Origin of the sequence: Actinomadura sp. RB99, from assembly GCF_014706005.1 — a bacterium.
Taxonomy (GTDB): domain Bacteria; phylum Actinomycetota; class Actinomycetes; order Streptosporangiales; family Streptosporangiaceae; genus Spirillospora.
This window is the reverse complement of record NZ_JABMCA010000055.1, coordinates 1-14,676: the sequence shown is the minus strand read 5'-3', so window position 1 is coordinate 14,676 and position 14,676 is coordinate 1. Positions and strand designations below refer to the sequence as shown.

General features: G+C 73.5%; 14 protein-coding genes. 7 read left to right on the top strand and 7 right to left on the bottom strand.

The window, feature by feature from the left end:
* Positions 1-95: 95 nt before the first annotated feature.
* Entirely contained in the window at positions 96-1,886 is a 1,791-nt protein-coding gene (locus amrb99_RS35385) for an alpha/beta fold hydrolase (RefSeq protein ID WP_190864540.1), read from the bottom strand.
* A gap of 332 nt (positions 1,887-2,218) precedes the next feature.
* Between amrb99_RS35385 and rox the strand changes: the two genes are divergently transcribed.
* Positions 2,219-3,640: a rifampin monooxygenase gene (gene rox / locus amrb99_RS35380; protein WP_190864538.1), complete on the top strand. Its 1,422-nt coding sequence runs from the start codon at positions 2,219-2,221 to the stop codon at positions 3,638-3,640.
* 76 nt (positions 3,641-3,716) lie between these two features.
* On the opposite strand, the gene amrb99_RS35375 is transcribed toward rox, so the two are convergent.
* A complete protein-coding gene (locus tag amrb99_RS35375; RefSeq protein WP_190864536.1) occupies positions 3,717-4,562 on the bottom strand; it encodes an NAD(P)H-binding protein in 846 nt (281 codons plus the stop codon).
* 118 nt (positions 4,563-4,680) lie between these two features.
* Between amrb99_RS35375 and amrb99_RS35370 the strand changes: the two genes are divergently transcribed.
* Positions 4,681-5,073: a helix-turn-helix domain-containing protein gene (locus amrb99_RS35370; protein WP_190864534.1), complete on the top strand. Its 393-nt coding sequence runs from the start codon at positions 4,681-4,683 to the stop codon at positions 5,071-5,073.
* Between the two features lie 54 nt (positions 5,074-5,127).
* Here amrb99_RS35370 and amrb99_RS35365 read toward each other — a convergent pair whose 3' ends face one another.
* Positions 5,128-5,670: an SMI1/KNR4 family protein gene (locus amrb99_RS35365; RefSeq protein WP_347256987.1), complete on the bottom strand. Its 543-nt coding sequence runs from the start codon at positions 5,668-5,670 to the stop codon at positions 5,128-5,130.
* Between the two features lie 140 nt (positions 5,671-5,810).
* Between amrb99_RS35365 and amrb99_RS35360 the strand changes: the two genes are divergently transcribed.
* Positions 5,811-6,590 (top strand): methylenetetrahydrofolate reductase, encoded by a 780-nt coding sequence (locus tag amrb99_RS35360; protein WP_190864531.1) that lies wholly within the window; start codon positions 5,811-5,813, stop codon positions 6,588-6,590.
* 12 nt (positions 6,591-6,602) lie between these two features.
* Here amrb99_RS35360 and amrb99_RS35355 read toward each other — a convergent pair whose 3' ends face one another.
* Complete coding sequence (locus amrb99_RS35355; RefSeq protein ID WP_190864528.1) at positions 6,603-7,379, bottom strand: helix-turn-helix transcriptional regulator; 777 nt, start codon at positions 7,377-7,379, stop codon at positions 6,603-6,605.
* Between the two features lie 95 nt (positions 7,380-7,474).
* Here amrb99_RS35355 and amrb99_RS35350 point away from each other — a divergent pair, with 95 nt between their 5' ends.
* Positions 7,475-8,461, top strand: a complete 987-nt coding sequence (locus tag amrb99_RS35350; protein WP_190864527.1) for a zinc-binding dehydrogenase — start codon at positions 7,475-7,477, stop codon at positions 8,459-8,461.
* Positions 8,462-8,519: 58 nt separating this feature from the next.
* Here the strand turns inward: amrb99_RS35350 and amrb99_RS35345 are convergent, their stop codons facing one another.
* Together amrb99_RS35345 and amrb99_RS35340 are read right to left on the bottom strand one after the other, a co-directional pair.
* A complete protein-coding gene (locus amrb99_RS35345) occupies positions 8,520-9,314 on the bottom strand; it encodes an SDR family oxidoreductase (RefSeq protein WP_190864525.1) in 795 nt (264 codons plus the stop codon).
* Positions 9,315-9,343: 29 nt separating this feature from the next.
* A complete protein-coding gene (locus amrb99_RS35340) occupies positions 9,344-10,015 on the bottom strand; it encodes a TetR/AcrR family transcriptional regulator (protein WP_206700228.1) in 672 nt (223 codons plus the stop codon).
* Positions 10,016-10,172: 157 nt separating this feature from the next.
* Between amrb99_RS35340 and amrb99_RS35335 the strand changes: the two genes are divergently transcribed.
* From amrb99_RS35335 to amrb99_RS35325, 3 genes are all read left to right on the top strand, one after another.
* Positions 10,173-11,717 carry a bifunctional 3-(3-hydroxy-phenyl)propionate/3-hydroxycinnamic acid hydroxylase gene (locus amrb99_RS35335; RefSeq protein ID WP_190864520.1) on the top strand — a complete coding sequence of 515 codons (1,545 nt, stop codon included), beginning with the start codon at positions 10,173-10,175 and terminating at the stop codon, positions 11,715-11,717.
* An 85-nt stretch (positions 11,718-11,802) separates the two neighbouring features.
* A complete protein-coding gene (locus amrb99_RS35330; protein WP_190864518.1) occupies positions 11,803-12,729 on the top strand; it encodes a VOC family protein in 927 nt (308 codons plus the stop codon).
* The gene (locus amrb99_RS35325; protein WP_190864515.1) at positions 12,729-13,577 is read left to right on the top strand and encodes an alpha/beta hydrolase; all 849 of its coding nucleotides are present in this window, start codon (positions 12,729-12,731) and stop codon (positions 13,575-13,577) included. Before amrb99_RS35330 ends, amrb99_RS35325 begins: the two co-directional genes overlap by 1 nt.
* A 125-nt stretch (positions 13,578-13,702) precedes the next feature.
* On the opposite strand, the gene amrb99_RS35320 is transcribed toward amrb99_RS35325, so the two are convergent.
* Positions 13,703-14,461 carry a helix-turn-helix domain-containing protein gene (locus amrb99_RS35320; protein WP_190864513.1) on the bottom strand — a complete coding sequence of 253 codons (759 nt, stop codon included), beginning with the start codon at positions 14,459-14,461 and terminating at the stop codon, positions 13,703-13,705.
* Between the last annotated feature and the right edge of the window lie 215 nt (positions 14,462-14,676).

Here is a 14,676-nt window from a genome sequence, read left to right as displayed (position 1 = left end):
AGATCGGCGTCTCGCCCCGAACAAGCGATTGGCCGGTATCTGCCATCGTGCCGCCGCGTCCCTGCACGGACAAGGGTCCGCCGGCGGCCGGCCGCTCACACGCCGTCGATGGCCCGGACCACGTCCTCCCGATGGGTGAGCTGGGGGTGATGGCCCGCGCCGTCGATGACCGTCACCGTGACCTGCGGAAGCGCGTCCAGCAGGGCCCGCCCTTCGGTGGTGAGCGGGTCCTCGGAGCCGACGATGACGTGCACGGGCCCGCGGTGGCGGCGCAGCCCGGCCCGGAGGTCGTCACGCCATCGCGGGTCCGCTGTCTCGGCGAGGTACCGGGCGGCGGTGGCGGCGACGGAGCCTCGGCGGAGGTCCGCCGCGCTCGACTGGAGCGCGGCCGCGTGCACCGCCGTGCCGGTGAGCCGCGCGGCCAGCGCCCCGGACGACGCGCGCCGCAGATACAGCCGGGCCAGCGGCGCCCACCGGGCGAGGCGGGCAGGACGCGCCTGAAGGAAGAACGGTGAGACGAGGGTGAGCCGCTCCACCGCCTCCGGATGGGCGGCCGCGGCCTCGACGGCGGCGGCCGCGCCGAGGGAATGGCCCACCAGATGGCGGGCGCCGGTCCCGGTCACCAGCGCGGACAGCCAGGCCGGCCAGTCGTCGCGGCGCCCGGCGCTCATCCCCAGCCCCGGCAGGTCGACGGCGCGGGCGCGGCCCAGCGCCGCGACCACCGGAGCCCAGGAGTCGGCGTTCACCGGCAAGCCCGGCAGGACCACCGTCGGGGAGTCCGGCTCGCCGAGCTCGAAGGTCCGCACCCCGGCGGGCGCCGTGAACCGCCGCGCCCCGCCCCCGGCCTCCCCGAAGCGGTGCGCCGCCAGATGGTCGGCCCAGCGGCGGATCGCCGTGGCGGTGTCCGGCATGGCCAGCCCGTGGCGCGCGGCGAACGCGGACGCCGACGCGGTCGGGTACCGGTCCTCCGACAGGAACGTCAGCGTCTCGGGGTCGGCCTTGGTGAGCGACCGGGGCAGGCGCTTGACCAGGGACACCGGGATCTGCGCGCGGGGCGCCCGGACCCGGTAGTGCTCGGCGACGAGCGCGAGGAGGTCCGGCAGGGCGGGCGTGCCGTCGTCCAGCGGCCAGTACGCGGCGCCCTCGGCGGCCTCGTCGTCAGGGAGCAGCGTCATGAACCGGGCGAGGTAGTCGACCGCGACCACCGGGACGAACGTCCGCGCGTTGCCCGGCACCGCCGCGAGCGAGCCCGTCCAGAGGTCCCGCACGGTCGACGCGAGCCCCAGGTACTGGTCGGACTCCCCGGTGGCGCTGTCACCGATGACGCTGGGCGGGTTCACGATCGACCACGGGACGCCCAGCCGCGCCGCCTCCGCCTGGAACACGGCGTCCGCCTCGGCCTTGGACGCCTCGTACGCGCCGAGCGCCCGGTAGGCCTCCCGCCGCCGCTCCTCGCTCCACTCGGCCGGGTCCTGCCCGCCGACGCGGTACCCCGAGACGTGCACCAGGCGGCGCAGGCGCGGCAGCCGCGCCGCGAACGCGACGATCGCGCGCACGCCGTCGACGTTCGCGCGGCGCGCCTCGTCCGCCCGCATCCCGAACCGGTAGGCGCCGGAGCAGTTGTAGACCTCGGTGACGCCTTCGCAGCCGTCCTCGACCAGTGCCGGTGCGCCGAAGTCGGCGCGCAGGTCGGCCGGGGGTTCGCGGTGCCCGTGCTCGTCCAGCCAGCGGACGAGCCGCCGGTGGGCCTCCGGCCTCCGGTTCGCCGCGCCGACCCGGACGCCCGCCCGGCCGAGCGCGAGGACCAGGTGGCGCCCGATGAAGCCGCTCGCGCCGAACACCAGCGCGTACCTGTCCCCGCCGCCGTCTCTCCGAGTACTGACCATGGAGAGATAGTAGACCGGTCTACCTATTCGTCAAGCGCGCCGAGATCGGGCGGTGGCCTCCGGGGCCGTCGAGGAGGGGGCGCCGAGGACGCGCTCCGGGCGTTCGCGGAACCGGAACGGCGGCGCGTCTCAGCAGACGAAAAAAGCAGGGAGAAAACATCTCCCTGCCACTATCAATCTATAGCGCACAGGGGGCCTTGCGGCAAGACCCGGGTCATGGCGCAGAATCTACGGCCGGTGCCGGAACCGGCGGGAATTCAGCATGTCCACGCGACTGAACCCGGCGGGTCGAACGGCCGGAAATCACCACGGTGAACGGGGGAATTGAATTCATGTTCGATGTGATCATCGCCGGTGGCGGCCCCACCGGCATGATGCTGGCCGGAGAACTGCGGCTGCAGTGCGCGCGCGTGCTCGTCCTGGAGAAGAACGCCGAGCCGGCCCCGCACGTCAGGGCACTCGGGATCCACGTCCGCAGCATCGAGGTGATGGACCAGCGCGGCCTGCTGGACCGGTTCCTCGAACGCGGCCGGAAGTACCCGCTCGGCGGGTTCTTCGCGGGCATCACCAAGCCGGCGCCCGAGAACCTGGACACCACGCACCCCTACGTCCTCGGCATCGTGCAGACCGTCACCGACCGCCTGCTGGAGGAGCACGCCGCCGGGTCCGGCGCCGAGATCCGGCGCGGACGCGAGCTGACCGGGCTGAGCCAGGACGAGCACGGGGTGACCGCCGAACTGGCCGACGGCACCCGGCTGCGCGCCCGCTACCTCGTCGGATGCGACGGCGGCCGGAGCACGGTCCGCAAGCTGCTCGGCATCGGGTTCTCCGGCGAGCCCGCGAGCAAGGAGACGCTGGTCGGCGAGATGGAGGCGACCGCGGACCCCGAGACGGTCGCCGGCATCGTCGCGGAGATCCGCAAGACCGAGCTGTTCTTCGCCGCCGGGCGGCTCGAGAACGGCCTGTTCCGGGTCATCGTGCCCGCCGCGAGCGTGGCCGAGGACCGCACCGTCCCGCCGACGCTCGAGGATTTCGCGCGGCAACTGCGCGCGTACGCGGGCACCGACTTCGGGATCCACTCGCCGCGCTGGCTGTCCCGGTTCACCGACGCCACCCGCCTCGCCGACCGCTACCGCGACGGCCGGGTCCTGCTGGCGGGCGACGCGGCGCACGTCCACCCGCCGCTCGGCGGGCAGGGCCTCAACCTCGGCGTCCAGGACGCGTTCAACCTCGGCTGGAAGCTCGCGGCGCAGATCGCCGGCTGGGCGCCGGACGGGCTCCTCGACAGCTACGGCACCGAGCGCCGCCCGGTCGCCGCCGAGGTGCTGAACAACACCCGCGCGCAGGGGGTGCTGATGTCCAACGAGCCCGGACCGCGGGCGGTGCGCCGGCTGATGGCGGAGCTGATGGACTTCGAGGAGGTCAACCGGTACCTGATCGAGAAGATCATCGCGACCGGCGTCCGGTACGACCTCGGCGGGGAGCACGAGCTGGTCGGCCGCCGGATGCGGGACGCGGAGCTCAAGCCCGGCCGCCTCTACGAGCTGATGCGCGACGGCCGCGGGCTGCTGCTCGACCGGACCGGCCTGCTCTCCGTCGCGGGATGGGAGTCGCGCGTCGGCCACGTCGTCGACGACCGCCTGGACGTGCCCGCGGCGCTGCTGCGGCCGGACGGCCACGTGGCGTGGGTCGGCGACGACCAGGAGGACCTGCTCGGCCACCTGCCCCGATGGTTCGGCGCCGCCGCTGCCTGAGCCCGGTCGTCGGCTGCGGCCGGCTGAGGCCGGCCGGGGGCGGTCCGTCCCGCGGACGGGGCCGCCCCTCGGCCGGTCAACGGAACGCGGCGATGTGGTCGCGCACCCAGTCCGCGTACGTCCGGGGCGCCCGCTTCAGCACGTTCTCGACGTCCGGGCTGACCCGCTGCTCGGCCGGGGTCGGCGAGCCCAGGACCTCCAGCGTCGTCTCGGCCACGTCCGGCGGCATGAAGTCCAGCATCCGCACCCGCGCCTCGTCCGGGGTCAGCTCCGCGAACCGGACCGGCTCGCCCAGCACCGCCCCGATCGCCTCCGCCTGCTCGCGCGGCGTGATCGGGACGGGCCCGGTCAGCTCGTAGAACCGCCCGGCGTGCCCGTCCTCGCGCAGCGCCGCGGCGGCGACCTCGGCGATGTCCCGCGGGTCGACGGTCGGCAGCGCCACGTCGCCGAACGGCGCCATGACGGTCCGCTCGGCGCGCACCGACGGGATCCAGGCGTAGCTGTTGGACGCGAAGTTGCCCGGCCGCAGGATCGTCCAGTCCAGGCCCGATCCGCGCACGGCCTCCTCGATCGCCAGCCCGACGACCCCGTGCGACGCCGAGTCCGGGCGCGTGGCCACGCCCAGCGAGGACAGCAGCACCACCCGTCGGACGCCGGCCTTCGCGGCCGCGGCGAGGATCTCGTCCGTCCGCAGCAGGTGCGCGCTGGCCCCGCCGCTCTGCAGGAACAGCGCGTCGGCGCCGTCGAACACCGGGCGCAGGCTCGCGGCGTCGACGAGGTCCGCCTTCACGTGCTCGACGCCGCCGGGCACGTCCGCCTCCGTGATGTTCCGGGACGTGGCGGTCACCTTCTCGCCCGCCTCCGCGAGCACCCGCACGAGCGCGCCGCCGACGTTCCCGGTCGCTCCGGTAACAACGATCATGATCGGTCTCCTGCCGTTCCCCCGCTCGAACGAGCGGTCCGTGGTGGACGCCGACGACGCTAACATCCTGGATATAGTAGGTACCTACAGGAAAGTGACTACCTCAGAGGGGATCCGCATGGCCGAGAAGACGTGGGGCGCCGCGGCCGCGACGGCCGACCCGGAGCAGGCGTGCCCGATCGCGCCGGTCGTCGACATCGTGTTCAGCCGGTGGACGACCCCGATCCTGTGGACGCTCCACCAGGACGGTCGGCAGCGCTTCGTCGAGCTGCAGCGGCGGATCGCCACGATCACCCCGAAGGTCCTGACGCAGCGCCTGCGGCAGCTCGAACGCGACGGACTCGTGGTGCGCACCTACCACCCCGAGGTCCCGCCCCGGGTCGAATACGAGATCAGCGATCTCGGCCGCAGCCTCGGGCCGCTCTTCGCCCATCTCGCGGAATGGGCGTCGGCCAATCTCGAAAAGGTCGACCAGGCCCGCCACGACTACGACGAGGACCCGGCCCGCTGAAACCGCCGCGGGCGCCGCCGGAAATGACGTGACCGGCGCCGGGACGCGCGCCGTTCAGCGGCACATGGCGTCGATGTGATCGGAGAAATGCGGGAACTCGGCTCGCGCGTCCCCGACGATCCGGGCAGGGGAGCGGTGGCGGCCGGGCGCGTGCCGCTCCGCGATCGCGCGGAAGGCGTCGTTCGGCTCCGCCGGTGACTCCGGGTCGTCGAACGCCTCGGCGGGCCCCAGCCCGGCGGCGAAGAGCCAGAGCAGGTCGCCGAGGTCGCGGGCGAGCACGCCGCGCTCCCCCTCGGAGCCGATGTGGACGACGGGCTGCTCCGCGATCGGCGCACCGGGCCGCACCAGCCAGAAGCCGGTGTAGTCGCCGCAGCCGGTCTTGCCGAAGAAGCGGAACTCGCCGCCGTCGACGTCCTGGTTCCCCGTCCACAGGCGGAACCACCACGCCGTCCGCTCGGGCTCCTCGAACCGGTCGAACGGCTCGAAGTCGCAGCCGCTGGCCTCGTCGGTCTCCTCGTCGTAGTCCCACTCGAAACCGACCTCGACCACCTCGGCCAGGGGAGAGGGCAGGGCGAGAGCGTCAGATGTGTGCGCCACCCCGGCAGGCTAAGCGATCACCCGCCCGCCCGCAGCCCGCCCGCCACTCCCGCCGGCGACTCCTCCTGACCGGTCGTCGGCGAGGACGATTTCGCCACCGGGCGCCGGATGCGCCGGGGCGGCGCCGGTAGGGTGCGGGGATGGTCGCCGATGGCTTCGAAGTGATCTGTGAGATCGAACCGCCCGTCCGCCCGGACCTGGCGCGGGTGCGGCACCAGATCGGCGTGCTGAGCCCGGTCGCCGACTCGTTCCTGATCCCGGACAACCACATCGGGCGGGCGACGGTGTCGAGCGTGGCGGTCGCCCACGAGGTGCAGGCGATGGGCGCCTCCGGGATCGCGTGCCTGAACTCGCGGGACCGCAACCTGCTGGGGTTCCGCCGCGACCTGCTCACGGCCGCGGCGTACGGGGTCGACCGGTTCCTGTTCGTCTACGGCGACAAGCCCACCGTCGGCGGGCGGACGAGCGAGCTGACCGTGCGCGCCATGATCGAGGAGACGCGGGCCGCGGCGGACGACCCGGCGTTCGAGGGACGCGCGCCGTTCCGGGCCGGGGTCGCGTCCGGGCTGCGGCCGGTCCCCGCGTGGAAGACCGCGGCCGATTTCGTGTTCGTCCAGGTCAGCTACTCGCTGGACGCGCTGCTGCGCTGGCGGGACAGCGTCCGGTTGGACGTCCCGGTGTACGCGGGGGTGATGGTGCTGGCGAGCACCGGCATGGCCCGCAACCTCGCGGCGGCGATCCCCGACATCGCCATCCCGGACGAGCTCGTCGCGGCGGTCGAGCGGGACCGGGACGCCGGGGTGGACGCCGCGTGCGAGCACGTGCTGGCGATCCGCGACAGCGGCGCCTTCGACGGCGTGCACCTGGTGCCGGTCAGCAGGTACCGCCAGGTCGCCGCCCGCCTGGAGCAGCACTTCTGACGGGCGGGGCCGTCACGGGCCCGCCCGGTAGCGGCCCGGGGTCGTGCCGACGAGGTCGGCGAAGGCCGCGATGAAGCCGCTGGGGTTCGCCCAGCCGCAGGCGTGCGCGACGCGGGTCGTGTCGTGGCCGTCGGCGAGGAGGACGAGCGCGTGGTGGACGCGCAGCTGCGTGCGCCACTGGTAGAAGGTCATGCCGAGCTCGTCGTGGAACAGGCGGCTGAGGGTCCGGGGGCTGGCTCCGATCCGCCGCCCGAGCCCGGCGAGCGAGGTGCTGTCGGCGGGGTCCTCGCGCAGCGTCCGCGCGATGGCCCGCAACCGGTCGTCGCGCGGTTCGGGCAGCTGCAGCGGCTGCTCGGGCGCCTCGCGGAGCTCGTCGACGAGGACGCGCCGGAGCCGGGCGCGGGCGCCCGCGGCGCGGTCCTCGCGGCGCGGGCCCGTGAGCGCGAGCAGGATCTCGCGGGCCAGGTCGGAGACCAGGTAGACGGCGGGGCGGTCGGGGACGAGCCGGGCCAGGGACGCCGGCAGGAAGACGATCCGCATGTCGGTGCTGCTGTGGGCGCGGTGGTGGTGCGTGAACCCGGCGGGCGTCCAGGCGGCCCGGTTGGCCGGGACGATCGAGGTGCCGTGTTCCGTGTGCACCGACAGGACGCCGCGGGCCGCGTACACCAGGTGCCCGCGCGAGTGGGTCTGCGCCGTGCTCGTCCCGCCCGCCGGCCACAGGTGCGCCCCTCCGGACGGCCACAGGCGGGACGTCGGACCGGGCGGGGGAACTTGGCGGCCAACGGGCATGGGTTGGCATTCTAACGGTGGTCGGCCGCACCGCCCTCCGGCGACAGTGGACGCATGAGCCGCGGGTTCTCCCTTCCGTCGAAAGGTGATGTGCGATGAGCGCGACGATGCGGGCGGCCGTCTGCCTCGGGGCCGGTGGGCCGGAGATGCTGGAGGTCCGCGAGGTGCCGGTCCCGGCGGTCCGGGACGGCTGGAGCCTGGTGCGGGTCGAGGGCGCGGGCCTGAACCGGTCGGAGCTGAGGACGCGCCAGGGGCACTCCCCGAACGTGGTGTTCCCGCGCGTGCTCGGCATCGAGTGCGTGGGGGTCGTGGCGGTGTCGACCGATCCCGCGCTGCCGGAGGGGACGACCGTCGCGGCGGTGATGGGGGAGATGGGGCGGGAGTTCGACGGCGGTTACGCGGAGTTCGCGCTGCTGCCGAACGCGCTGCTGATGCCGGTCGCCACCACGCTGCCCTGGGACGTCCTCGCCGCGCTGCCCGAGACGTACCTGACGGCGCAGGGCGCGCTGGAGGCGCTGGGCGCCGGGCCCGGCGGCGGGCGCCTGCTCGTCCGGGGCGGGACGTCGTCGGTCGGGATGGCGGCCCTGTCGATCGCGTCCGCGCACGGGCTGGAGATCGCGGCCACCACCCGGCAGAAGGGCAGGATCGGTGCGTTGACCGCCGCCGGCGCCGCCCACGTCCTCGTCGACGCGGGCGGTCCGCTGGCGGACGACGTGCGGGCGATCTGGCCCGAGGGCCCCGACCACGTCCTCGACCTCGTCGGAGCGGCCACGGCGGCGGACTCCCTGAGCCTGGTCCGCCGCGGCGGGACGGTCTGCGTGGCGGGCTCGCTCAGCGGCTGGGCCATCCCGGACTTCCAGCCGGTCGCGATGATCCCGTCCGGGACGAGGCTCACGGCCTTCCACAGCGACGACCTCAAGGGCGAGGCGGGCGCCGTGCTGCTGCAGCGGATCGTCCGGCAGGTCGAGGCGGGCGTCTACCGGCCCAACATCGACCGGGTGTTTTCGTTGGCGGACGTCGTCGCGGCCCACCGCCACATGGAGAACGACCAGGCCACCGGGAAGGTCGTCATGATCCCCTAGCCGGGCCGGCCGGCGCTCGCCGGACCGCCGGTGCTCGCCGGTCCAGACGGGTGCTCCGCTAGGGCAGGATCGCGTCGACGTAGCCGCCGTCGACGCGGACCGCCCCGCCGGTGGTGGCCGAGGCGTGCGGCGAGCTGAGGTAGACGACCATGTTGGCGATCTCCTCGGGCTCGATGAGCCGCTGGAGCAGCGAGTTCGGGCGGTGCTCGGCCATGAAGCGGCGCTGCGCCTCGTCCCAGGGCAGGTCGTCCCCGACCATCTCGGCGACGAAGTCCTCCACGCCGCCGGTGTGGGTCGGCCCGGCCAGGACGGTGTTGACGGTGACGCCCGTCCCCGCGACGGCCTTCGCGTAGCCGCGCGAGACGGCCAGCAGCGCCGTCTTCGAGACGCCGTAGTGCACCATCTCCGCGGGGATCGCCACCGCCGAGTCGCTGGCGATGAACTGCACGCGCCCCCAGCCCCGCTCGGTCATGCCCGGCAGGTACAGGCGGGCGAGCCGCACTCCCGACAGGACGTTGACCTCGAAGTAGCGCCGCCACTCGTCGTCGTCGACCTCCAGGACGGGCCGCGCCCCGAAGATGCCGAGGTTGTTCACCAGGATGTCGACGTCGGGCGCCTGGGCGCGCACCGCCTCGGCGCCTTCGGCGGTGGCGACGTCGGCGGCCACGCCCCGCAGGTCGGCGTCCGGCAGTTCGGCCCGCAGCGCGTCGAGGGCGGAGTCGACGCTGCCGTCCGACCGGCCGTTGACGATGGTGGTCGCTCCGGCCCGGGCCAGCCCCGCGGCGATGGCGCGGCCGATGCCCTGGGTGGAGCCGCTGACGAAGGCGGTCCGCCCGCTGAGATCGATGTCCATGGCGGTGACCCTTCCCCCGTCGCCGCCGGTCAGCCCTCCCCGCCCGGGGGCGGCGCGGCGGCGGCGCGCAGCGCGGCCGCCCGCGCCTCGCCGAGCGCGGCCACCGCCTCCGCGAGCAGCCGCATCTCGCCGGCGAGGTCGCGGTGCGGTTCGGCCTGCAGGGCGACGAACGCGCCGTCGAACCCGGCGATGCCGAAGTAGTCGAGCTGGTCCGCGACGGCCTGCGCGATCTCCTCGCCCTCCGGTGCGAAGGACAGCGCGATCATCCGGTTCATGTGCGCGCGGCCGTCCCGCCGCACCCGCTCGATGATGCCGTCCACCTCGGCCTCGGCGGCCTCGGCGCTCATGACGAGGAGCAGGTGCAGGCGCAGGAACTCCGGGCGGTCCAGGAACACCTCGCCGGTGCGCAGCAGGAACCACGTCAGCCGCTCGCGCGGGGTGCCGCCCTCGGGGCCGCCCGCCTGGGCGCGCCGCATCGCCGCGAAGAAGTCCTCGGCGCCGCGCGCCATGACCGCCGACAGCAGCCCCGCCTTGGAGTGGAAGTGGTGGTACACCGCGCTCTTCGGCAGGCCGGTCTCCCGGCTCAGCACCGACAGCGAGGTGGCGGCGTAGCCGCGCTCCGCCATGATCCGCGCCGCGACGTCGAGGATCTCCTCCCGTGACCTGCGGCCGCGGCGATTCCCGATCGTCTCGTCCGCCACGCGTCGAAGCATAGAACCCCGCCCGGCCCCCTCGCGCGGCTGATTCTGCATAGCGGAATTTCATGGACACCCAGGAGGAACACATGTGAGGGTGGCCACTGTTGTACCGAACGACCGGTCCAAAACTTGATCGGAAGAGCCGCCTCCGGAGCCCGCCATGAGCCAGCATTTCGACGCCGACGTCGCGATCGTCGGTTACGGCCCCACCGGCGTGACCGCCGCCCTGACCCTCGCGAAGCGCGGCGTCCCGGTGGTCGCGTTCGAGCGGGACGCCGCCATCTACCCGCGCGCCCGCGCCGTCACCGTCAACGACTGGACGATGCGGATCTTCCAGAGCCTCGGCATCGACGAGCGGATCACCAAGGTGATCGAGCCGCAGCGGGCGCTGCGCTGGGTGACCTACGACGGCACCGAGATCATGCGCGTCGAGCACCCGCCGTCCGCGCTCGGCCCCGGGCCCCGGTTCTACAACATCTACCAGCCGGCCATGGAGGCCGAGCTGCGCGCCTGCGCCGAGGACCACGGCGACCTGATCGACGTCCGCTACGGCGCCGAGGTGACCGGGCTGGAGCAGGACGCCGACGGCGTCACGGTGACGGCCGTGGACGCCGCGACGGGCGAGGAGCGCACCGTCCGCGCCCGCTACGCGATCGGCGCCGACGGCGGCGGCAGCCCCACCCGCGGCATGATCGGCAGCCGGCTGGACGGCGACACGAACGACGTGCAGTGGATCGTCATCGACTGCCGCGTCAAGCGCTGGTGGCCCGACCGCGACTTCCTCACGTTCTGGTCCGACCGCCAGCGCCCGGTGGTCGACATCGCGCTGTCCGCGGGCAACCACCGCTGGGAGATCCCGCTCAAGCCGCACGAGACCGAGGCGGACTTCGCGTCCGAGGACGACGTCTGGCCGCTGCTCAAGGCGCTCGGCGTCACCACCGACGACGTCTCGATCCACCAGTGGGCCTTCTACCGCCACCACACCCGGATGGCCGACACCTGGCGGTCGGGCCGGGTCTTCCTCGCCGGGGACGCCGCCCACCTCATGCCCCCGTGGGCGGGCGCCGGCATGCAGACCGGCATGCGGGACGCCCACAACCTGTGCTGGAAGCTCGCCCGCGTCCTTACCGGCGAGTTCGACGAGAGCTGGCTCGACACCTACGAGACCGAGCGGCGGCCGAACGCCGCGTTCTACACCGGCCTCGCCGTCGGGCTCGGCCGGGTCATCAAGCAGGAGGCGACCCCGGCGGAGATCGAGGAGATGAACCGGGTCCCCGAGGGCACGGTGACGCCGTTCGAGCCGCCGCTGATCGCACCGCCGGTGCTGGAGGCGGGCTGGATCCGCGGGCCGGTCGGGGACGCGAGCATCGTCGGCCGCATGGTCCCGCAGCCCGTCACGGGGGACGCGACCGGCCGGATGGCGCGCCTCGACGACCTGCTCGGCGACGGCTTCGTGCTGCTCGGCGCGGACGTCGACCCGGCGGACCTGCTCACCGCCGAGGAGCGGGAGCGCTGGGACGCGCTCGGCGCCCGCTACGTCGCGGTCCGCCCGAAGACCGCCTACACGCGGGGACCCGAGGAACTGGTCGACCTCGACGAGGTCCTGCTGCCGTGGCTGGCGCGGTACGGCGTCCGCGCCGTCGCGGTGCGCCCCGACCGGTTCGTGGCGGCCGCCGACGTCTCCGGCCTCGCCGCCCCCGCATGACTCGCCGCCCCTGCATGACCCGCCGCCCGTGCTGCGGCCCGTCGCGCCGCTCGTACCGCGGCGCCGAGAGCAAGGAGGACTCCCGATGACCGGAGTCAAGGAACTGGCGTACGTCGTCTACGAGGCGAGCAGCCTCGACGACTGGGAGCACTTCGGCGTGAGCCTGCTCGGCATGCAGCTCGCCGGGAAGTCCGCCGACGCCATCGCCCTGCGCACCGACCGGAAGGCCCACCGCTGGCTCGTGCGGCGCGGACCGGCCGACGACCTGGTGGCCAGCGGCTACGAGGTCGCGGACGGCGCCGCCCTCGACGCGCTCATCGAACGGCTGACGGCCGCCGGTGTCGACGTCGCCGAGGGCGACGCCGACCTCGCCGCGTCCCGCGCCGTCGACCGCATCGCGGTGACCGCGGACCCGATGGGCAACCGCGTCGAGCTGGTCACCGGCTTCGCCGACGCCCCCGACCCCTTCCACTCCGACGCGCTGCTCGGCGAGTTCGTCACCGGCGCCGGGGGCGCGGGCCACCACGTGCTGCTGTCGAAGGGCGTCGCCCGCGAGACGTACCTGGAGTTCTACGAGGGGCTGCTCGGCTTCCGGATCTCCGACCGCATCGTCGAGGAGCTCGCCCCCGGCGCCGTCGCCGACCTGATCTTCCTGCGCTGCAACCCCCGCCACCACTCCGTCGCGTTCGGCGACATGCCGCACCCGAAGCGGACCCACCACTTCATGATCGAGGTCACCGACGTCCGCGACGTCGGCATGGCCTACGACCGCTGCATGGACGCAGGGCAGCCGTTCGAGATGACCCTCGGCATGCACCCCAACGACCACATGTTCAGCTTCTACGTGCGGACGCCGTCCGGCTTCAGCGTCGAGTACGGCTGGGGCGGCCTGCTCGTCGACGACGACACCTGGCAGGTCAAGACGCTGGACCGGCTCCACAGCTGGGGGCACCGGCCGCCCGAGGTCGTCGCCGGCCTGCTCTCCCGCGCCTCCGGAAAGGACGCACTCTGATGGCACTGACCCAGGCCGAGGCCGCCCGCACCGTCCAGACCCGGGACTGGAAGCTCCGCTACTACGAGGCGGGCGACGGGCAGCCGGTCGTCCTGCTGCACGGAAGCGGCCCCGGCGCGACGGGCTGGAGCAACTTCTCCGGCAACATCGAGGCGCTGGCCCGGCACTTCCACGTGTACGCGGTGGACATGCCCGGCTGGGGGGAGTCGGACGCGGCGACCGTCGACCGCCTCGACCACGTGGACGCGGCGATCCAGTTCCTCGACGCCCTCGGCATCGCCAAGGCCGCGTTCGTCGGGAACTCGATGGGCGGGCAGACCTCGCTCCGCCTCGCCACGGAGCACCCGGACCGGATCACCCACCTGGTCACGATGGGCCCGCCGGTGGGGCGGATCCCGTCCCTCTTCGCGCCGGGCGACGGGCCGTCCGAGGGCCTGAAGGTCCTCATCGAGGCGTACCGCGACGCGAGTCCGGAGAACATGCGCCGGCTCGTCGAGATCATGTGCTTCGACAAGGCCCGGTTCGCCACGCCGGAGCTGTGCGAGGCCCGTTCGGACGCGGCGCTGGCCCGCCCCGAGCACCTGCGCAACTACGTCGAGGGCCTGCCGAAGGGCGCGCCGCTCCCGATCTGGGTCAAGCCGGAGCTGCTGCCCGGCATCCAGGTCCCGACGCTTCTCATCCACGGGCGGGACGACCGGGTCGTGCCGTTCGAGAACTCGCTGCACCTGCTCGCCGCCATCCCCGACAGCCGGCTGGTGCTGCTGAACCGGTGCGGCCACTGGGCGATGATCGAGCACGCGGACGAGTTCAACCGGCTCGTCACCGACTTCATCCGCGGCACCTCGTAACCGCGACGGCACGCAGAGCGGCGGAACGGAGCGGGACGGAACGGAGCGGGACGGGACCGAGCGACGACCGGGACGGAGAGCGGCGGGGCCGCCTCCGTCCCGCCGTCATGCCCGGGAACGACCGCTCATCCTCCGGCCGGGCTCGGCTCCGCGACGACGCCCTCCGGCGCCGCGCCGGTACCGGTGTGGAGGACCTCGCGCGCCTGCTCCGCGGCGCGGAGCAGGCTCTCGCTGACGAAGTCGATGAAGCGGGCCCCGCCTTCGAGGCGGTCGGCGGCGGGCGTGCCGCGCCCGAGGACGGTGACGCCCTGCCGCATGGCCTCCATGACCTGCACGAGGGCCTGGGCACTGGCGACCAGCGACTGGTACCAGATGTCGTCGTCGACGATGTAGCGCTCGCGGCGCCCCTCGGCGCGCTCCCTGCGGACGAGGCCCTGCTCCTCCAGGAACGTGATCGACTTGGACACCGACGCCGGGCTGACCTGGAGGCGCCCGGCGAGTTCGGACGCGGTGAGGCTGCCGGAGTCGGTGGTGTAGAGGCAGGCCATGACCCGGGCCATCATCTTCGGCGTGCCCGAGGCCATGAAGACGGTGGTGAGCGTCTCCTCGAACTCGGCCACGGCCTCGGGGTCACGCCCGTCGGCCTGCGGGGGCGCCTCCGGCCCCCGGGGCGCGGCCTGCCGGCGGCGGTGGGCGCGGCGCTCGGTGGCGCGGTGGGCCAGGTCCGCGCGGTAGCCGGCGGGACCGCCGTTGCGCATCACCTCGCGCGTGATCGTCGAGGTCGGACGCTCCAGGCGTCTGGCGATCTCGGCGTAGGCCAGGCCGTCGGCCAGCCCGACCGCGATCTGCTGGCGTTCCTGCTGGGTGAGCCTGCCTCCCGGCATCACGGCCTCCTTCATGCTCCTCGGACGCCCTCACCATAGCGTTCACTCTCATTTCATTGCAACAAGAGCGCTCGTTTCGTTGCGTTACTTTTCAGCTTGTTGCAACAATAATCTTGGATCTACCAGCGAAGACAGTGATTTCGTGCAACAAGCTTCTTGCTGAACCTGGAAAGGCAACGTAGCGTTTGCGTTGTCAGAAACAAGCGGGCCGCAAG

Excerpts from the sequence above, each read along its gene's own strand:
- amrb99_RS35385 (WP_190864540.1), bottom strand. The coding sequence starts at position 1,886 with ATGGTCAGTACTCGGAGAGACGGCGGCGGGGACAGGTACGCGCTGGTG.
- rox (WP_190864538.1), top strand. The coding sequence starts at position 2,219 with ATGTTCGATGTGATCATCGCCGGTGGCGGCCCCACCGGCATGATGCTG.
- amrb99_RS35375 (WP_190864536.1), bottom strand. The coding sequence starts at position 4,562 with ATGATCGTTGTTACCGGAGCGACCGGGAACGTCGGCGGCGCGCTCGTG.
- amrb99_RS35370 (WP_190864534.1), top strand. The coding sequence starts at position 4,681 with ATGGCCGAGAAGACGTGGGGCGCCGCGGCCGCGACGGCCGACCCGGAG.
- amrb99_RS35360 (WP_190864531.1), top strand. The coding sequence starts at position 5,811 with ATGGTCGCCGATGGCTTCGAAGTGATCTGTGAGATCGAACCGCCCGTC.
- amrb99_RS35355 (WP_190864528.1), bottom strand. The coding sequence starts at position 7,379 with ATGCCCGTTGGCCGCCAAGTTCCCCCGCCCGGTCCGACGTCCCGCCTG.
- amrb99_RS35350 (WP_190864527.1), top strand. The coding sequence starts at position 7,475 with ATGAGCGCGACGATGCGGGCGGCCGTCTGCCTCGGGGCCGGTGGGCCG.
- amrb99_RS35345 (WP_190864525.1), bottom strand. The coding sequence starts at position 9,314 with ATGGACATCGATCTCAGCGGGCGGACCGCCTTCGTCAGCGGCTCCACC.
- amrb99_RS35335 (WP_190864520.1), top strand. The coding sequence starts at position 10,173 with ATGAGCCAGCATTTCGACGCCGACGTCGCGATCGTCGGTTACGGCCCC.
- amrb99_RS35330 (WP_190864518.1), top strand. The coding sequence starts at position 11,803 with ATGACCGGAGTCAAGGAACTGGCGTACGTCGTCTACGAGGCGAGCAGC.
- amrb99_RS35325 (WP_190864515.1), top strand. The coding sequence starts at position 12,729 with ATGGCACTGACCCAGGCCGAGGCCGCCCGCACCGTCCAGACCCGGGAC.
- amrb99_RS35320 (WP_190864513.1), bottom strand. The coding sequence starts at position 14,461 with ATGCCGGGAGGCAGGCTCACCCAGCAGGAACGCCAGCAGATCGCGGTC.